14 protein-coding genes are annotated in these 16,029 nt (G+C 62.5%); 9 read left to right on the top strand and 5 right to left on the bottom strand.

Annotated elements, in window-relative coordinates; all coding sequences use genetic code 11:
- Positions 1-93 precede the first annotated feature (93 nt).
- Complete coding sequence (gene hyi, locus LHU53_RS04845; protein WP_227330958.1) at positions 94-939, top strand: hydroxypyruvate isomerase; 846 nt, start codon at positions 94-96, stop codon at positions 937-939.
- Here the strand turns inward: hyi and LHU53_RS04840 are convergent.
- Together LHU53_RS04840 and LHU53_RS04835 are read right to left on the bottom strand one after the other, a co-directional pair.
- Complete coding sequence (locus tag LHU53_RS04840; protein ID WP_227330957.1) at positions 936-2,258, bottom strand: AarF/ABC1/UbiB kinase family protein; 1,323 nt, start codon at positions 2,256-2,258, stop codon at positions 936-938. The two genes, hyi and LHU53_RS04840, sit on opposite strands and share 4 nt — an antisense overlap.
- Entirely contained in the window at positions 2,239-4,389 is a 2,151-nt protein-coding gene (locus LHU53_RS04835) for a dehydrogenase (protein WP_227330956.1), read from the bottom strand. The genes LHU53_RS04840 and LHU53_RS04835 overlap by 20 nt, the downstream gene beginning before the upstream one ends.
- A gap of 121 nt (positions 4,390-4,510) precedes the next feature.
- Here LHU53_RS04835 and LHU53_RS04830 point away from each other — a divergent pair, with 121 nt between their 5' ends.
- Entirely contained in the window at positions 4,511-5,860 is a 1,350-nt protein-coding gene (locus tag LHU53_RS04830; RefSeq protein WP_227330955.1) for an iron-containing alcohol dehydrogenase, read from the top strand.
- A gap of 566 nt (positions 5,861-6,426) precedes the next feature.
- Here the strand turns inward: LHU53_RS04830 and LHU53_RS04825 are convergent.
- Positions 6,427-7,203, bottom strand: coding sequence for an SDR family NAD(P)-dependent oxidoreductase (locus LHU53_RS04825; RefSeq protein WP_227330954.1), 777 nt, complete (start codon positions 7,201-7,203; stop codon positions 6,427-6,429).
- A 158-nt stretch (positions 7,204-7,361) separates the two neighbouring features.
- Here LHU53_RS04825 and LHU53_RS04820 point away from each other — a divergent pair, with 158 nt between their 5' ends.
- From LHU53_RS04820 to LHU53_RS04790, 7 genes are all read left to right on the top strand, one after another.
- Complete coding sequence (locus tag LHU53_RS04820) at positions 7,362-8,183, top strand: IclR family transcriptional regulator (RefSeq protein ID WP_227330953.1); 822 nt, start codon at positions 7,362-7,364, stop codon at positions 8,181-8,183.
- Positions 8,180-9,181 (top strand): 2-dehydro-3-deoxygalactonokinase, encoded by a 1,002-nt coding sequence (locus tag LHU53_RS04815; RefSeq protein WP_227330952.1) that lies wholly within the window; start codon positions 8,180-8,182, stop codon positions 9,179-9,181. The genes LHU53_RS04820 and LHU53_RS04815 overlap by 4 nt, the downstream gene beginning before the upstream one ends.
- Before the next feature lie 9 nt (positions 9,182-9,190).
- Entirely contained in the window at positions 9,191-9,838 is a 648-nt protein-coding gene (locus LHU53_RS04810; RefSeq protein ID WP_227330951.1) for a 2-dehydro-3-deoxy-6-phosphogalactonate aldolase, read from the top strand.
- 87 nt (positions 9,839-9,925) lie between these two features.
- A complete protein-coding gene (locus LHU53_RS04805) occupies positions 9,926-10,894 on the top strand; it encodes a tripartite tricarboxylate transporter substrate binding protein (protein ID WP_227330950.1) in 969 nt (322 codons plus the stop codon).
- 123 nt (positions 10,895-11,017) lie between these two features.
- Complete coding sequence (locus LHU53_RS04800) at positions 11,018-11,539, top strand: tripartite tricarboxylate transporter TctB family protein (RefSeq protein WP_227330949.1); 522 nt, start codon at positions 11,018-11,020, stop codon at positions 11,537-11,539.
- A gap of 27 nt (positions 11,540-11,566) precedes the next feature.
- Positions 11,567-13,081 carry a tripartite tricarboxylate transporter permease gene (locus LHU53_RS04795; protein ID WP_227330948.1) on the top strand — a complete coding sequence of 505 codons (1,515 nt, stop codon included), beginning with the start codon at positions 11,567-11,569 and terminating at the stop codon, positions 13,079-13,081.
- Between the two features lie 27 nt (positions 13,082-13,108).
- Positions 13,109-14,014 carry an SMP-30/gluconolactonase/LRE family protein gene (locus tag LHU53_RS04790; RefSeq protein WP_227330947.1) on the top strand — a complete coding sequence of 302 codons (906 nt, stop codon included), beginning with the start codon at positions 13,109-13,111 and terminating at the stop codon, positions 14,012-14,014.
- A 48-nt stretch (positions 14,015-14,062) separates the two neighbouring features.
- Here LHU53_RS04790 and LHU53_RS04785 read toward each other — a convergent pair whose 3' ends face one another.
- Together LHU53_RS04785 and LHU53_RS04780 are read right to left on the bottom strand one after the other, a co-directional pair.
- Complete coding sequence (locus tag LHU53_RS04785) at positions 14,063-14,827, bottom strand: 16S rRNA (uracil(1498)-N(3))-methyltransferase (RefSeq protein WP_227330946.1); 765 nt, start codon at positions 14,825-14,827, stop codon at positions 14,063-14,065.
- A 71-nt stretch (positions 14,828-14,898) separates the two neighbouring features.
- Complete coding sequence (locus tag LHU53_RS04780; protein WP_227330945.1) at positions 14,899-16,005, bottom strand: aminoglycoside phosphotransferase family protein; 1,107 nt, start codon at positions 16,003-16,005, stop codon at positions 14,899-14,901.
- Between the last annotated feature and the right edge of the window lie 24 nt (positions 16,006-16,029).

Here is a 16,029-nt window from a genome sequence, read left to right as displayed (position 1 = left end):
ACACGTTGTTGTCATGGCGGGCCATGACCTGACCGCCGCAGGACGCCAGCCGCCCATCCGACATCCGTTACCCTCGGCGCCCAGGAGATCACCATGCCCCGCTTTGCCGCCAATCTGACGTTTTTATTCACCGAGGTGCCGTTTCTGGAGCGCTTCGAGCGTGCCGCGCGCGCCGGATTTACCGCGGTGGAGTTTTTGTTTCCCTACCCCTGGCCGGCGGCCGAACTCAAGGCGCGGCTGGACGACTGCGGCCTGCAACTGGTGTTGTTCAACCTGCCCGGCGGCCACTGGGAGGCCGGTGAACGCGGCCTGGCTTGTCTGCCGGGGCGCACCGACGACTTTCGCGCAGCGGTGGCACACGGCATCCGCTACGCCGAGGCGCTGGGGGTGCGCCAGATCCACTGCATGGCGGGCAAGGCGCCTGCTGGTGTCGAGGATGCGCTGCTGCACCAGACGCTGGTGGCCAACCTGCGTTACGCCGCTGCCGAGTTCCAGGCCGCCGGGCTGAACCTGCTGTTGGAGCCCATCAACTGCTATGACATGCCGGGGTTTTATGTGAACCGCCCGGCCCAGGCCATGGCCATTCTGGACGAGGTGGGTGCCGACAACGCCTTGTTGCAGTACGACATTTACCATGCCCAGCGCATGCAGGGCGAACTGGCCGCGACGATGACGCAGTACCTGCCGCGCATCGGCCACATGCAGCTGGGTGACAACCCGGGCCGCCACGAACCGGGCACTGGCGAGATCAATTTCCACTTTTTGTTCAAGCACCTGGACGCCATCGGCTACACCGGCTGGATTGGCTGCGAATACCACCCTGCCACCCAGACCGAAGCCGGTTTGGGCTGGCTGCAGGCGCTCAATCCGTCATTCATGCCGTCCAAAGCCATGGATGCCGGGTCGCGGCCCGGCCTGACAGACACTGTTTTAGGTTAAAGGTAAGGCTGCATCAGCGCGCGCACATTCACCCGTGCTTTGAGGCGGCTGGCCAGCATGTAGATGCCGCCAAACTTGCGCTGCAAGAACAACGTGTCCATCGGCGGGATGTGCCAGAAGCTGCGCTCCTGGCCAATCGCCATACCGCCGTCGCGCAGGCGCAGCGCGATGTCGGTGTCGCCAAAGTCAAACGGCACGTCCTCGCGCAGCGGCTCCAGCGACAGCTCAAACATGTCCATCACCGCGTTCTGGTAGTGCTCGGGCGTGGCCTCGGTGAAGAAGCCGATGTCAATCATGGCTTGGCGTGCACCAGCCCGGTCACTGGCCAGGCCCACGTTCATCAGGCGGCGGTATTGCGGCGGCATCTCGGGCGGAAACTCGCGCGTGGCGCCAAAGTCCAGCAGCACCAGTTGGCGCGTGCTGGGGCTGTAGCGGTAGTTGGCAAAGTTGGGGTCGGTCTGCATCAGGCGGAACTCGAACAGCTCGCGAAACAACAGGCCCACCAGCAGCGTCATGAGCCGGTCACGCTCAGCTTGGGGCGCGTCCACCAGCGACTCCACCGGCACACCCTCCACATAGTCCATGGCCAGCACACTCTGGGTGGTCAGGTCGGCATGTAACTTGGGCACCAGAAACTCGGGGGCGTCGGCCAGCAGTTCAGCAAAGCGTTTCAGGTACTGGCCTTCCTGTTGGTAGTTGGCCTCCTGGTGCAGCTCGCGCTTGGCCTCGGCCAGCATCGGCGCAATGTTCAGTGTTTTGGGCAACACGCCGGACAGGCGCATGAGTGAGGCCACGTTGTTCACATCGCTGTCGATGCTGTGGCGCACGCCGGGGTACTGGATCTTGATGGCCAGGTCGCGCCCGTCCTTGGTTTGGGCGCGGTGCACCTGGCCGATGGAGGCGGCCGCCACCGGCTGATAAGAAAACTCGGCAAAACGCGCGGGCCAGCCGACACCCCAATGGGCGTTGAGCGCCGCCTGCAGCTGGCTGCGCGGCATGTGTTGTGCGTCCGATCGCAGGCGGCCCAGAATCTCGGCCATCTCGGGCGGCAGCATCTCGCCCGCGTCCATCGACATCAGTTGCCCCACCTTCATGGCCGCGCCGCGCAACTGCGCCAACTGGTGGGTGACCTTGAGGGCGTTGGCGGGCGTGAGCAGCAGGTCACTCACGCTGGGGCGTTTGCCCTGGGCCAGCTGTTTGGCGCCGTCCAGCAACATGCCCCCGACAATGCCCCCGGCCATGCCGCCAAACCGCGCCAGCCGCGACAAACGGCCGCTGGGAACGGCAACACCTTTGGATTCAAATTGGCGATGTGGCATCTAGGGCGGGCTTTCTCGGGGCGCGGGTGCGTTTCTTGACCTCGGGGGGAGGCGTTGGGGTGACTTTGGTTCGGTTGCGGGTGCGCGCGCCGGTTTTGGTTTGTGCCCGCGCGGCCAGGGCCAGCGCGCGCACCTGGGCAATGTCGTCGTCGCTGAACGGCCCGTTCACACCGCTGATGGCGGCCAGCTGCATGCCGTGTTTGAGGCCCAGCTTGTAAATCTCGCGCACTTTTTCCCACTCAATGGCGCGGCCCACGGTGAAGTTCTCGAAGCGGCCTTCCAGCGCCAGCACAATCGTTTCGGCCAGGCAGGCGTAGGCCACGCCTTTGGGCAGGCCGATGTTTTTCATCTGGATGTGTTCACCAGGCAGCTGGATCTCACCCGACTCGATCACCAGCACATCCGGGCGTTTGGCCACCTCGCTGGCGGGCAGGTCCAGCGGGCGCGCCACGTCGGTGATGACGCAGCCGGGCTTCACCTTCATGATGTCGAGCACCTTCTTGCCCGCGCCCGAGGTGGCGGTGACGATCATGTCCATGTCGGCGATGTCCTTGTCGGCACGGGCTGACAAAAACAGGCTGGCGTCGGGGGTCTCCTTCAGGATGGATTCTTTCAGCGCCAGCAGCTTGGCGGTTTCAGGCGACACCAGGTAGACCTCGGTGGCCACCTTGGCGATCAGGCGCGCGCACACCGAACCAATCGCGCCGGTGGCACCCACCACCATCGCCTTGAACTTGACACGCTGCTTGCCGTTGGGTTTGGGCAGCAACTGGAGCCGCAGCAGGGCGTCGTGCGCAGCCCACAGTGCGCCCGAGGCGCTGTAACTGTTGCCGGTGGTGATGGGCAGCGGCGAGCGTTTGGCTACCGTCACCCCCGCATCGCCCACCACTTTGGTGAACGCACCCAGCCCCATGATCTGCGCGCCCAGCCGTTGCGCCATGGCGGCGGCGTCCAGCAGGCGGCGGTAGGTGAACTCGGGGCTGTGGCGCATGATCTCCTTGGGCGTGCCACCCACCGAGATCAACCAGCCCTCGGCCTCCACACCGGTGGGCGATTGGATGCCGCTGACGTGGGAATACACAAACGGCGGCGCGTAGGCCATGATCTTTTCCAGCGAATTCATCATCACCGGGGGCGACACCTGGGACAGCAGATCAATGGGTTTGATCTTCTTGAAATACTCTTGCGACAGCGGGTGAATCACAAACGCAAAGCGGTTCACCCGCTTGAAACCGTTCGGGTAGACCAGGCGCGGGGCCAGTTGCAGGCTGGTGATGATTTCCAGGTAATCGTCCTCAAGAATCTCGTCGGGGGCCTTGCCGGTGGCGGCGCAGATCATGGCGTCAAGCAAATCCGGCCCCAGGCTGTGGCCGTGCATCACCGGCGCACCGTCGATCACCAGGTGCACCCCTTTGGCCTGCAGTTGGGCCATGCGCTCATCACTCACGGTGGAGGTGATGATGGTTTTGCCGGCCAGTTCTTCCAGGCCAAATTCATCGAGCTCATGCACCGGTGCCACGATGACGCTGGCTTTTTGCATGGCTTTGCGTAGCAAAAAGCGCGTCCACTCCTTCACCGGGCCACTCGACAGGGCCGCCGGCAGTGACCAGTCTTTCACGTAGTGAGCGCCGCTGGCGTACAGCTGTAGCGCCTGCAGGCTGGTCAACAGCTTGGGTACCGCCAGCTGGTTGAGCGGATCGGCAAAACTCAGGTTGTCGGTGTACTCGGCCATGCTCATGGCCAGCTTGTAGTTTTTCAGGCCCGAGAAAAACAGCACCCGCGCGTTGTTGAAATAGTTGCCCAGCGCCACCTGGGCATGGCGCAGCGCCCATTCCTGCAAGATGTCACCCAGCGGGCCGCCCATGGTGACCGGCGCCTTGACCGCCACCGATTTGAGCTTGGCGCTGTCTTTCTCGATGAAGCGGTGGCTGCCGGCCTTGTAGCTGTCTTTCAACACCCCCAGGCCGATGGCGTCGGCGCGCTTGTCCCAGCTCTTGAGGAGTTTGGTGGCCTTGGCCAGGCTGCCATCGGTGCCCAGGCGCTTGACGTGTAACGGCTCACCCAGAAAGGTGGTGTTGAACTCAAAATTCTGGGAACTGGCCCCCAGGCTGATACCGATCACTGTTTTCATGGGCACCTTTTTCACGACAGTTGGTTTGGAGAGATGCAACTACAACAATGCCGTTACGCGATGCATCATGGCAGCTGGCGACGGGTTAAGTCGGCCATGAATTTTAGGAAGAAGGAAGCTCATGATGTTGACCAATTTGCTGTCGGGAACAGTGCGTTCCGTGGGTTTGACAGCGGTGATGCGTGCCGTGGGGGTGGCCACCCGGCTGCTGCCCATTCCCCAACCCACGATGCTCGTCGGCCCGGGCGCCAGCGCCCGGCTGGGTCAGGCCATCTGTGACTTTGATCACACCCGGGTCTTGGTGGTGACCGACCCGGTGGTGGCCAAGCTGGGGCTGATGGCGCCGCTGCTGGCGGCGCTCAAGGCGGGCGGCACGGCGTATGTGGTGTTTGACAAGATGCTGCCCGATGCGCCGGTGGCACTGATCGAGCAAGGTGTGGCGCTGTTCAAGCGCAAGGGCTGTGATGCCGTCATCGCTTTTGGCGGCGGCTCGGCGATGGATGCGGCCAAGGCCATTGCCCTGGCCGCGGCCAACAACAAACACCCGGCGCAACTGGCGGGCTACTTCAAGGGCTTGCGCACACCCGCACCCATTTACGCCGTGCCCACCACCGCCGGTACCGGCTCCGAGGTGACCGTGGCCGCCGTCATCTCGGACCCCGACACCCAGCGCAAACTGGTGATTGCCGACACCCGCATCGTGCCGCGCATGGCCGCGCTCGACCCCAACCTGATGCTGGGCCTGCCACCTGACATCACCGCAGCCACCGGCATGGACGCGCTCACCCACGCCATCGAGGCCTATATTGGCCACTGGCGCACGGCGTTCACCGACCGCATGGCGCTGTCGGCCGTGGGCATGATTTTTGAGGCGCTGCCCGTGGCTTACGCCAACGGCCAGGACCTGGCAGCGCGCGAGAAGATGGCACTGGCCGCCAACTACGCCGGTCAGGCCTTCACCCGCGCCAATGTGGGCTATGTGCACGCCATCGCGCACCAGTTGGGTGGGCGCTACCACACGCCGCACGGCCTGGCCAACGCCATCCTGCTGCCGCATGTGTTGCGGTTCATGCGCCCGGCCATTGAGCCGCAGCTGGCTCAGCTGGCGCTGCGCTCCAAGGTCGGCAAAAAGACCGAGTCTGATGCCGTGCTGGCGTCCAAGTTCCTGGATGCCATCGACGCCATGAACACCCGCCTGGGCATTCCCACCACGCTGGCCGCGCTGCGTGAGGAAGATATCCCCGCCCTGGCCCGCGCCGCCTGCCACGAGGCGATGACCAATTACCCGGTGCCGGTGTATCTGTCGCAAGCTGAATGCGAGGGGGTGATCCGGCTGGTGCTGCCGCATGAGCCTCTGGGCGGGGTGGATGCGGACAGTCCAGTGACAACCGAAAAAGCAGCGCGCAGGCGGGTGGTCGCCAAGAAGGCGCAGCGCGGTCGTGTGGCTGCCCGGGAGAAGAAGGGCACTTAGAAAACGCGCAAATCGATCACCTTAAGTGATTGATTTATAAAAATTTATTCGAGAGACTTTCGGGTGATTTTGGGGGCACAGCCCGATGGTTTCGCTGTCATGGCGGGCTTGATATGCCATCCATGATTTCAAAGGTGGTCACGTTGGAATGGCTGTTTTCCAGCTTGCACGCGGGTGAAGCTCTGGGGATCCGGGTACGCCCGGACTCAGGACGACGCGGCACTCAGCTCCGCGGCTGTCCCCCGCCCTGCGGGCTCCTCCTTGATGCCGCTGCGCTGAATGCCACGCCGTCCTGAGTCAGCCAACAAAGTGCGAAGCGTGAGGAATTCATTGTTGGTTTACCTACAGCGCTGGCGACCGATGAGACTGGGGTGAATGGTGCAGCGGCATCAAGGAGGAGGTTTGGGGCGTCGTCCCAAACCGGGGGACAGCCGCGGAAGCATTCGCCCCAGTCTCATCGGTCATCACCTACCAGCCCCCAACGATGCATGCAGCACCCGGAAACGATGCACGTTGTCAAGTGTCCAACGCGCATGTGTCTCCTCAAGCCGCCGCACGAGCCAACATCAGGGCATGTACTGACCGCCGTTGACGTTGATCACCTGACCGGTGATGTAGCCGCTGCAGGCATGCGACGCCAGGAACAGGAAGGCGGGCGCCACCTCTTGTGCGGTGGCAAAGCGGCCCATCGGAATGGTGGCGTTGATCTGGGCGCGCACGGCGTCGTTTTTGTCGGCATGGAACGCGGTGTCCACGGTACCCGGTGACACCACGTTGAAACGCACGCCGTCCTTGGTGTAAGACGAGACCCAGTTTTTCTGGATGGTGTGGATCCAGGCCTTGGCAGCGGCATACAGCGACGCGCCCGGCCCACCGCCCATGTAACTGGCAAACGAGCCCACCAGAATCACTGACGCGGTGGTGCCGCTGGCCTGTGCCGAGGCCTTCAGGTGTGGCATGGCGTATTTGGTGACCATGTGCGCCGAGCGAGCATTCAGGTCAAACACCCGGTCAAAAAATTCGTCGTCAATGTCACCGATCTGCTTGCGGCCCACCAAGCCGCCGACGTTGTTGATCACCACATCAATGCCGCCGAAGCGGGCCACAAATTGCTCGATCAACTGCTGGCAGGCCTGGGTGTTGCACAGGTTACCCTGAAAAAATTCGGCCTCGGCGCCAAGCTGCCGCAGTGCCTCCAGTGTTTGCGGCAGATCGTCGGGCAACGTCTGTCCGGTGATGCCGATCTTGGCGCCATATCGCGCAAAAGACTGCGCGGCTGCCAGCCCGATGCCGGCCGTTGACCCGGTGATCAACACGCGTTTGTCTTTCAAGTCATTGAACATTTTCTTTCTCCTTGTGATGAAAAGTGGCTGACCGTGTGGCAAGATTTAGTGCTTGATGTCTCACTATATGGACACTAAAAAACTATTTGACACAATAGTACTTAAATCCTACTATTTGGTCAACCCGACAAATAGTTGAGACGAAGTTGAAGTGCCCTTTGAACAATCCAGCCAAACCCTTGCTGTCGACCGAAGAGAAAGACCCGCAAAAAGCGACCGGAACCCAGACGCTGTTGCGCGGGCTGGCTTTGCTTGAATGTGTGGCGCAGGGCATCTCGGATGTCAAAGGCATCGCGGCGCACCTGGGCACACCGCGCAGCACCACCCACCGCATGCTCAACAGTCTGGTGGCCGAGGGCTATCTGCACCATGTGCCGTATGGCGGCTATTCACTGGGTTTCCGGTTGATCTATCTGGGTGCCAAGGCCAGCGAGCAGCGGCCGCTGGGCGCCTTGGCGCGACCCTATCTGGAAGGGTTGGCAGCCCAGACCGGTGACACCGTGCATCTGGGCACCCGGGAGGAAAACCGGGTGTTTTATCTGGACAAGATTGCCGGCACCAAAGGGCTGGAAATGCGCTCGCGGGTGGGTCACCGCATGCCGCTGGCCTCCACCGGCGTGGGCAAGGCGCTGATGCTGGGCTTGGCGCCAGAAGCCTGGAAACCCCTCTATGACGAAGCAGTGGCCGAGAAGGTCAAGGCGGGTGAACCTGTCCTGCTGCCGCCGTGGCAGCAATACCTGGCCGACATGCAGCACTACCGGGCCCAGGGCTGGGTGCTGGATCTGGAAGAAAACGAACTTGGCATCCGCTGCGTGGCCGCGCCGATTCGCGACATCAGCGGTGCAGTGGTGGCTGCTGTCAGCGTGGCCAGTGCGGTGCCCTACATCCCCAAAGAAAGGCTGTTGGCCTTGGGGCCCACGGTACTGGCCGTGACACAACACATATCCGAAAAGTTAGGACTGGAGAAAAAACCGTCATGAATGACATCACCACAAGCAGCACCCCTGAGCTGCTGGCGCTGGATTGGGGAACGTCGAGTTTGCGCGCCTTTTTATTGGGTGAAGGCGGCCAGGTGCTGCAAACCCGCAGCACCGCCCAGGGGCTGCAAGCGCTGCCCTTGCCGGGTGCAGCGGGTTTTGAGAAAGCCTTTGCCGACATTGCCGGTGACTGGCTGGCGAGTTGGCCCCACCTGCCTGTGGTGGCCGGTGGCATGGTCGGCAGCATCCAGGGCTGGAAAGAAGCGCCGTATGTGCGCTGCCCGGCGGACGTCGGGTCACTGGCTGCCCACAGCGTGCGGGTGCCCAGCGGGGCCGGTGTGGATGTGGTGATTGCGCCTGGTGTGTTGCTGGATGACGTGGGCATGGCCCCGGATGTGATCCGGGGCGAAGAAATCCAGATTGCCGGCGCCCTGGCCGAAAACCCGGCGCTGGCCGAGCGCGCCACCCTGGTGCTGCCCGGTACCCATTCCAAATGGGTGCAGATCACAGACGGGCGGATCACCCACTTCACCAGTTACATGACCGGTGAAATTTTCTCGGTGCTGGTCAAACATTCGATCCTGGGCCGGTTGATGACCGATGAGGCCGGCGCCGATGCCGGGGCCACCGAAGCCGCCTTCCTGCAAGGCTTGATGGCTGCGCGCGATAGCCAGCCCGGTGACTTCACGCACCAGATTTTTGCCGCCCGGACCCTCGGGCTGAGCCAACGCTTGCCGCAGCACCTGCTCAAGAGTTACCTCTCGGGGTTGCTGATTGGCCACGAACTGGTGTCCGGCCTGGCGAAATCGTCGACCACCTTGCAGGCGCAAGGGCCGCTGTTGCTGATTGGTGAAGTGTCGTTGTGCCAGCGGTATGCGAAGGCTTTTGCGGCCTTGGGCGTGACGGTGGCCGGCATTCTGGACAACCCGGCGCCGCGCGGTCTCTGGGAGTTCGCCAAAGCGCTGGGACTGATCCGCCAACCCCTGACTGAAATCAACTGAGAACACACGATGACCAACCCCATTCACACCCGATTTGAGACTGCGCTGCAGCACTTGCCCCTGGTGGCCATTCTTCGCGGGCTGACCCCGACCGAGGCCGAACCGGTGGCCCAAACCCTGTACCAGGCGGGCTTTCGTCTGATTGAAGTCCCGTTGAATTCACCGGACCCGTTCACCAGCATCGCGCGCATTCGCCAGTGCCTGCCCGACGATGCGCTGGTGGGCGCCGGGACGGTGCTTGAGGCGTCGGATGTGTCCCGCCTCCAAGCCATCGGTGGTGAGCTGGTGGTGATGCCGCACGCCGACACCAGCGTGATCAGTGCCGCCAAGGCCCTGGGACTGATTTGCATGCCCGGCATCGTCACACCGACCGAGGCGTTTGCCGCGCTGAAGGCTGGTGCCAATGCGCTGAAGCTGTTCCCGGCCGAGCTGGTGTCGCCTGCCATCATGAAAGCGATGCGACCCATTTTGCCCAAGGGCACACGTCTGTTTCCGGTGGGTGGCATCACGCCAGACACCATGGCGCCCTTCCTCGCCACGGGTGCCAGTGGTTTTGGCCTGGGCTCTGCCTTGTATTCGCCTGGAGTGTCGCTGGCACAGTTGTCCAGGCAAGCCGAATGCTTTGTGGCTGCGTGGAAGGCGCAGTGCGTGGCATAAAGAGTTCCTGACGATCGCGCCGGGAATCTCATGTTTGAGTGGTTTTTTTCAACAACAGTCAATATCTTTTCAAGATCAGGAGCAATGATGAAATCGAAAACAGTGATAGCGCGTTTGTTGACGGCGGTGTGCGCCTCGACCCTTTTGCTCGGTGCCGCGGTGCACGCAGCCGACTACCCGACCAAACCGATCGAAGTGGTGGTGCCTTACGCTGCCGGCGGCGGCACCGATCTGGTCACTCGCGCCTTTGTCGACACCGCCAAAAAATACCTGCCCAAGGCCATCGGTGTGGTCAACAAGACCGGCGGTGGCGGCGCGGTGGGTCTGTCTGAAATCGCGATGGCGCGCCCTGATGGCTACAAAATTGGGACTGGCACGGTGGAACTGGCCATGCTGCCGCACATGGGCCTGGTGCAGTTCACGGCTGACGACTTCACGCCCATTGCCCGTCTGAACGCCGAGCCATCGGCGATTTCGGTCAACGCCAGCGCGCCGTGGAACACCTATGAAGAGTTCATTGCCTACGCCAAGGCCAACCCGGGCAAGGTGCGCATCGGCAACTCAGGCACCGGTGCCATCTGGCACCTGGCGGCTGAAGCCCTGGCTGAAAAGACTGGCGCCAAGTTCAACCACATTCCGTACGACGGTGCCAACCCTGCGGTCACGGCCTTGCTGGGCAATCACATTGAAGCCGTCACGGTCAGCCCGGCTGAAGTGGTCGGCCATGTCACCGCTGGCAAGATCAAGATTTTGGCCGTCATGGCTGACCAGCGTCAGCCCGCGTTTGACAAGGTGCCCACCCTGAAGGAAAAGGGTGTGGACCTGAGCATCCTGACTTGGCGCGGTATTGTGGTTCCCAAGAAGACCCCGCAAGATGTCCAGGATGTGTTGCGCGCCGCCGCCAAGAAGACCGTGGACGATCCGGTCTTCAAGGAGCAGCTGGCCAAGATGAACCTGACCCACGCCTACCTGGATGGCGCCGCCTTCAAAACGGCCATCGACAAGGACAACCTGTTTTTCAAAACCCTGATGACCAAACTTGGTATCGCCAGGTAACACCTGATGCTGCCCGGTGACAGCGGGCGGATCAGACAACATAGCCAAGTCAGCCAGCGCTCTCCGGCGGGCTCGTTGCCCGAACCGGCCGGGGTTGTGCTGCCAATTCGTGAGGGTAATAACATGACTACATCCCAAACATCCAGCCCGACCGAGCCGACATCCGGCCGGTGGAACATGGACATCGTGATCGCCGCCATTGTGTCGACGGTGGCTGTTGCTGCGATATTTTTTTCGCGCAAGTTCCCGACCACCGGCCTGACCACGGACATCGGCTCGGCCCGGTTTCCGCAAATTTATGCCGGTGCGCTGCTGGTGCTGTGTGCGATGCTGGTCGCCCGCCATTGGTTGCAGGGTCGGCCCAAGCCGCAGGCGGTGCCTGAGGGCCAGGTGGTCAACGTGGAAGTCCGCAGTTACCGCAAAACCTTTTTTGGCGTTGTCAGTTCGGTGATCTGCCTGGCCGCCATGCCCTACCTGGGTTATGGCCTGGTCACCGCCAGCTACCTGTCTTTTCTGATGTGGCTGATGGGCATGCGGCACAAGGCCTGGAACCCTGTCCTGGCGATCTCGATCGCTGCCGTCCTGTATGTCACCTTTTCGGTCGGGCTGAATGTGCCTTTGCCGATCGGCAGCCTGTTTGAATAAATAGAACCCCATCGTTGGAGACATGCCATGCAAGAACTGAATTTGCTTTTGAACGGGTTTGCCGCCTTGGCGCAACAGCCTCTGGCGCTGCTGCTGGCGGTGATCGGCGTGACCGTGGGGATCATCATCGGTGCCATGCCGGGGCTGACCGCGACCATGGGGGTGGCGATTTTGCTGCCCTTCACCTTTGGCATGGACCCCGTTTCGGGTCTGCTGATGATCTCCGGGGTGTATTTCGGCGGCGTCTATGGCGGGTCGATTACCGCCATCCTGCTCAAAATTCCCGGTACCCCGGCAGCGGCGGCCACCGCGATGGATGGTTTTGCGCTGACCAAAAAGGGCATGGCCGGCATTGCCTTGGGCACGGCCACCATCTCCTCGTTCCTGGGCGGCACGTTGAGCATCATCGTGCTGGTGTTCATGGCCCCGCTGCTGGCGGGCGTGGCGCTGGAGTTCAGCGCGTCTGAAACCTTTGCGCTGGCCGTGTTTGGCTTGAGCATCATCGCCAGCATTTCGGGCAAATCCTTGATCAAGGGCCTGATTGCCGGTTTTGTCGGCCTGCTGATCTCCACCATCGGGCTGGACCCGATGGGCGGTTTTCCGCGGTTCACCGGCGGCTTTGTTGAACTGATGAGTGTGCCGTTCATCCCGGTGATGATTGGCCTGTTTGCCGCCGCTGAAGCGTTCAAGCAGATGGAAACCAGCGACATCGTCAAGAAAAAAGCCGCCGAGCTGGGCCGCATCATTCCGCCCTGGTCGGTGTTCAAGGGCTTGATCTTCACCATTCTGCGTTCAGCCGGACTGGGGATTTTCATCGGCTCCATTCCGGGTGCCGGTGCCGACATTGCGGCCTATGTGGCCTACAACGAAGCCAAGCGCTTCAGCAAGACCCCCGAGAACTTTGGCAAGGGTGAGTTGGCGGGTGTGGCCGCCTGCGAATCCGGTGCCAATGGCTGTACCGGTGGCGCCATGTTGCCGATGCTGACGCTGGGCATTCCGGGGGATGCCACCACCGCGGTCATGCTGGGTGCGCTCACGCTGCAAGGTTTGCAACCGGGGCCGCTGCTGTTCAAGGACCACAGTGGTCTGGTCTTCACGCTGTTTGCCGGCATGTTGTTCTGTTACCTGGCCATGTTGGTGATTGGTTTGGGCTCGCTGCGTTTCATCGGCAAAATTTTGCAGATGCCCAAGTCGATCCTCACACCGACCATTCTGGCGCTGTGTGTGGTGGGCACCTACGCCATCAACAACAGCATGTTCGACATCGGCATCATGCTGGCGGCCGGGCTGCTGGGCTACTTCATGGAGAAGTGGGACTTCCCGCCGTCGCCCATCGTGCTGGCGCTGATCATGGGACCGATGGCCGAGGCCAACTTCCGCCGCGCCCTGTCGCTCTCCAACGGCAGTTATGACTTTTTGTACACCCGCCCGATCACCGCCACCTTCCTGGTGATCGCCCTGCTGTCGCTGTTCTTCCCGGTGTTTCGCAGGTACCAGCAGAAACGTCGGCTCAGCCGTCTGGCCAGTGCCCCTGCGGCCTGACACCCCCACTTTGCAAAGGTCAACGAGATGAACTTAACAACCCTGGGTGCTGACACCCTGATCTGCCCCGAGGTGCGTAACGCCGTGGGTGAAAGCCCGGTCTGGGATGCCAACGCGGCGTGCTGGCTGTGGATCGACCAGGCGGGCAAAGCCTTCCGTCTGGACCCGGCCACCGGCCAGCCCCGCCACTGGTCGGTGACCGAAAAAATCGGCAGCATGGTGCTGCGCCCCGACGGTGGCCTGGTGTGCAGCTGTGAGACCGGCATTTTTGATGTGGACCTCGGTGAGGGTGACGCCGCCCGCATAACCCGCTTGGCCGCCATCACCCACCCCAAAACCGGCATGCGTTTCAACGATGGCCGTTGTGACCGGCAGGGGCGGCTCTGGGTGTCCACCATGGTGATGGACATTTCACTCGGTGATCCGGCTGGGCGCTGGTTTCGCTACACCCGCCAGGACGGCCTGATGGCGTCTGACTTTGGCGGCTTTGTGATTCCGAACGGCTCAGCTTTCAGCCCGGACGGTAAAACCATGTACTGCTCCGACACCCACCGCGATGTGCGCATGCTCTGGCAGTTTGACTATGACATCCACACAGGTATGCCCAGCAACCAACGCCCGTTTGTCGACCTGCGCACCGAGGTGGGGCGCCCGGATGGGGCTGCCATCGACACCGATGGGTGTTACTGGATTTGTGGTCTGGATGAAGGTTGCATCATGCGGTTCACCCCGCAAGGCAAGCTGGACCGCAAAATTTTGACGCCGATGCAAAAACCGACCATGTGTTCGTTTGGCGGCACCGATGGCCAAACCATGCTGGTGACCTCGTTGTGCCGGGGCGAGAAGGACCTGGAGACCGACCCGCACGCCGGTCGGTTGCTGATGTTCAGGCCGGGTGCGCAGGGGATTGTGGAGCCGCGGCTGCGCGCCTGATGCTTCTCGGTCGGGTCGCGATCTGGGTGCAGATGCGACCACCAGCCGTTACAGCGGCACCAGCAGCGCCGTCAAAGCCGCCAGCGCGGCGGTTTCGGCGCGCAACACCCGCGGGCCCAGCGTGACGGGCTGAAAGCCTGCCGCCAAGGCAGCGTCCTCTTCGACCGGGCTCAAGCCGCCCTCGGGGCCGGACAGGAAGGTGACGGGCCGGTTGATGGCGGCTTGACCGGGCGTTGTGAGGGTGGTTTGGCTCACCGCCTGGCGCACGCCTTGAGCATCTTCGCGCAGGGACAGCAACAAGCCCGTCGGCGCATCGATACCGCCGGCACGCCAGTTATTGAGCCAAAGCGTCAAGGTCATCACCGGGTGAATCAGCGGCACCCGGTTGCCGCCGCATTGTTCACACGCGGCCACGGCCACACTGTGCCAGTGCGCCACCTTTTTCTCAGCACGCTCGCCGCTCAGGCGCAACACGCTGCGCTCGGTCATCAGGGGCTGGATGCTGGCCACGCCCAGCTCGGTGGCTTTTTCCACCAGCCAGTCCATGCGGTCATTGGCGGGCATGCCCACGGCCAGAGCCACGCGCAAGGCCGGTTCGCGCTGGGTCGCAACAAAGTCGCCCACCAACACCTGCACGTTGCTGCGGCCCATCTGGGTGACGGTGGCGTTGAATTCGCCCGAAGTCTCTCCATTGAACAGCGTGATGGGTTCACCCGGCTGCAGGCGTAGCACCTGCACATGGCGCGCCGCGCCGGCGGGCAGGTCCAGCAGGGCACCGGGGGCCAGCGGGGTTGGGCAGTAGAAACGGGGCATGGTGAAGGGTTGGGCAATGCGCGGGTGTCACCGCTGGGGGGTGTGAGGGTTGACGCCCTGGGCCGGTCAGCTCAGGCCTGTCGCCCGAAGCCAAAAATATCAGGCTCCACGATGCCTTCGGCCTTGTCCACCAGGCGCAGCAGCGGTTTGAGTTCGCGGTAACGCGCGCAGGTGCTGCGGATGTAGTGGATAAAGCGCGGGGTGTCGGCCAGGTACTGCGGTTTGCCGTCGCGCAGTGTCAGGCGGGCAAAAATACCGGCCACTTTCAGGTGGCGCTGCAGGCCCATCCACTCCACACCGCGGTAAAACTCGCCAAAGTCGTCGCCCACCGGCAAGCCTGCTTTGCGCGCTTTGTCCCAGTAGCGAACGGTCACGTCCAGGCAAAAATCTTCGTCCCAGCTTAGGAAGGCGTCCCGCATCAGGCTGGCAATGTCGTAGGTGATGGGGCCGTACACCGCGTCTTGAAAATCCAGCAAACCCAACGGCGCACCTGGAACGGTGGGCGCCATCAGATTTCTTGGCATGAAATCTCGGTGCACAAACACGCTGGGCTGCGCCAGGTTGGTGGCGATGATCTGTTCGAACGTGTTGTCCAGCGTGAAACGCATGGCGTCATCGATGACCAGGCCCTTGTGCTGCACCAGGTACCAGTCGGGGAACAGTTCCAACTCACGGCGCAACAGGGCTTCGTCGTAGGGCGGCAGCACATCCGGCTTGGATGCCAGTTGCCAGGTGATCAGCGCGTCCACCGCCTGCAGATACAGCGGCAGGTTGGCTTGCGGGTTGGTTTTGTCGATTACCTGCATCATGGTCTGGCCGCCCAGGTCGGTCAGCAGCATGAAGCCGTTGGGCTCATCCCAGGCCAGCACCTCGGGGGCGTGCAGACCCGCACTGTGCATCAGTTGCGCCACTTTCACGAACGGTTGGCAGTTTTCACGGTCGGGTGGTGCGTCCATGATGATGCGGCTGCCAGCGGCGGCATCGATGCGGAAATAGCGCCGGAAGCTGGCATCTGCGCTGGCCAGCCGCAGGCTGTCGGCTTGCAGGCCTTGCGCCGCAGCGGTGGCTGCCAGCCACTGGGTAAACCGCTGGCCGCGTTGGGGGTCGGCCCAGAGAATGGGGTGGGCTGCAGACAGGCTGCCGGGGGCGGGGGTTTGGAGGGGGAGGGCGTCGCTCATGGATAATCAATTCTACTGACCCGA

It is taken from the genome of Rhodoferax sp. U2-2l (assembly GCF_020594515.1).
Taxonomy (GTDB): domain Bacteria; phylum Pseudomonadota; class Gammaproteobacteria; order Burkholderiales; family Burkholderiaceae_C; genus Rhodoferax.
The sequence above is the reverse complement of the archived record's forward strand: the minus strand, read 5'-3'. Positions and strand labels throughout refer to the sequence as shown.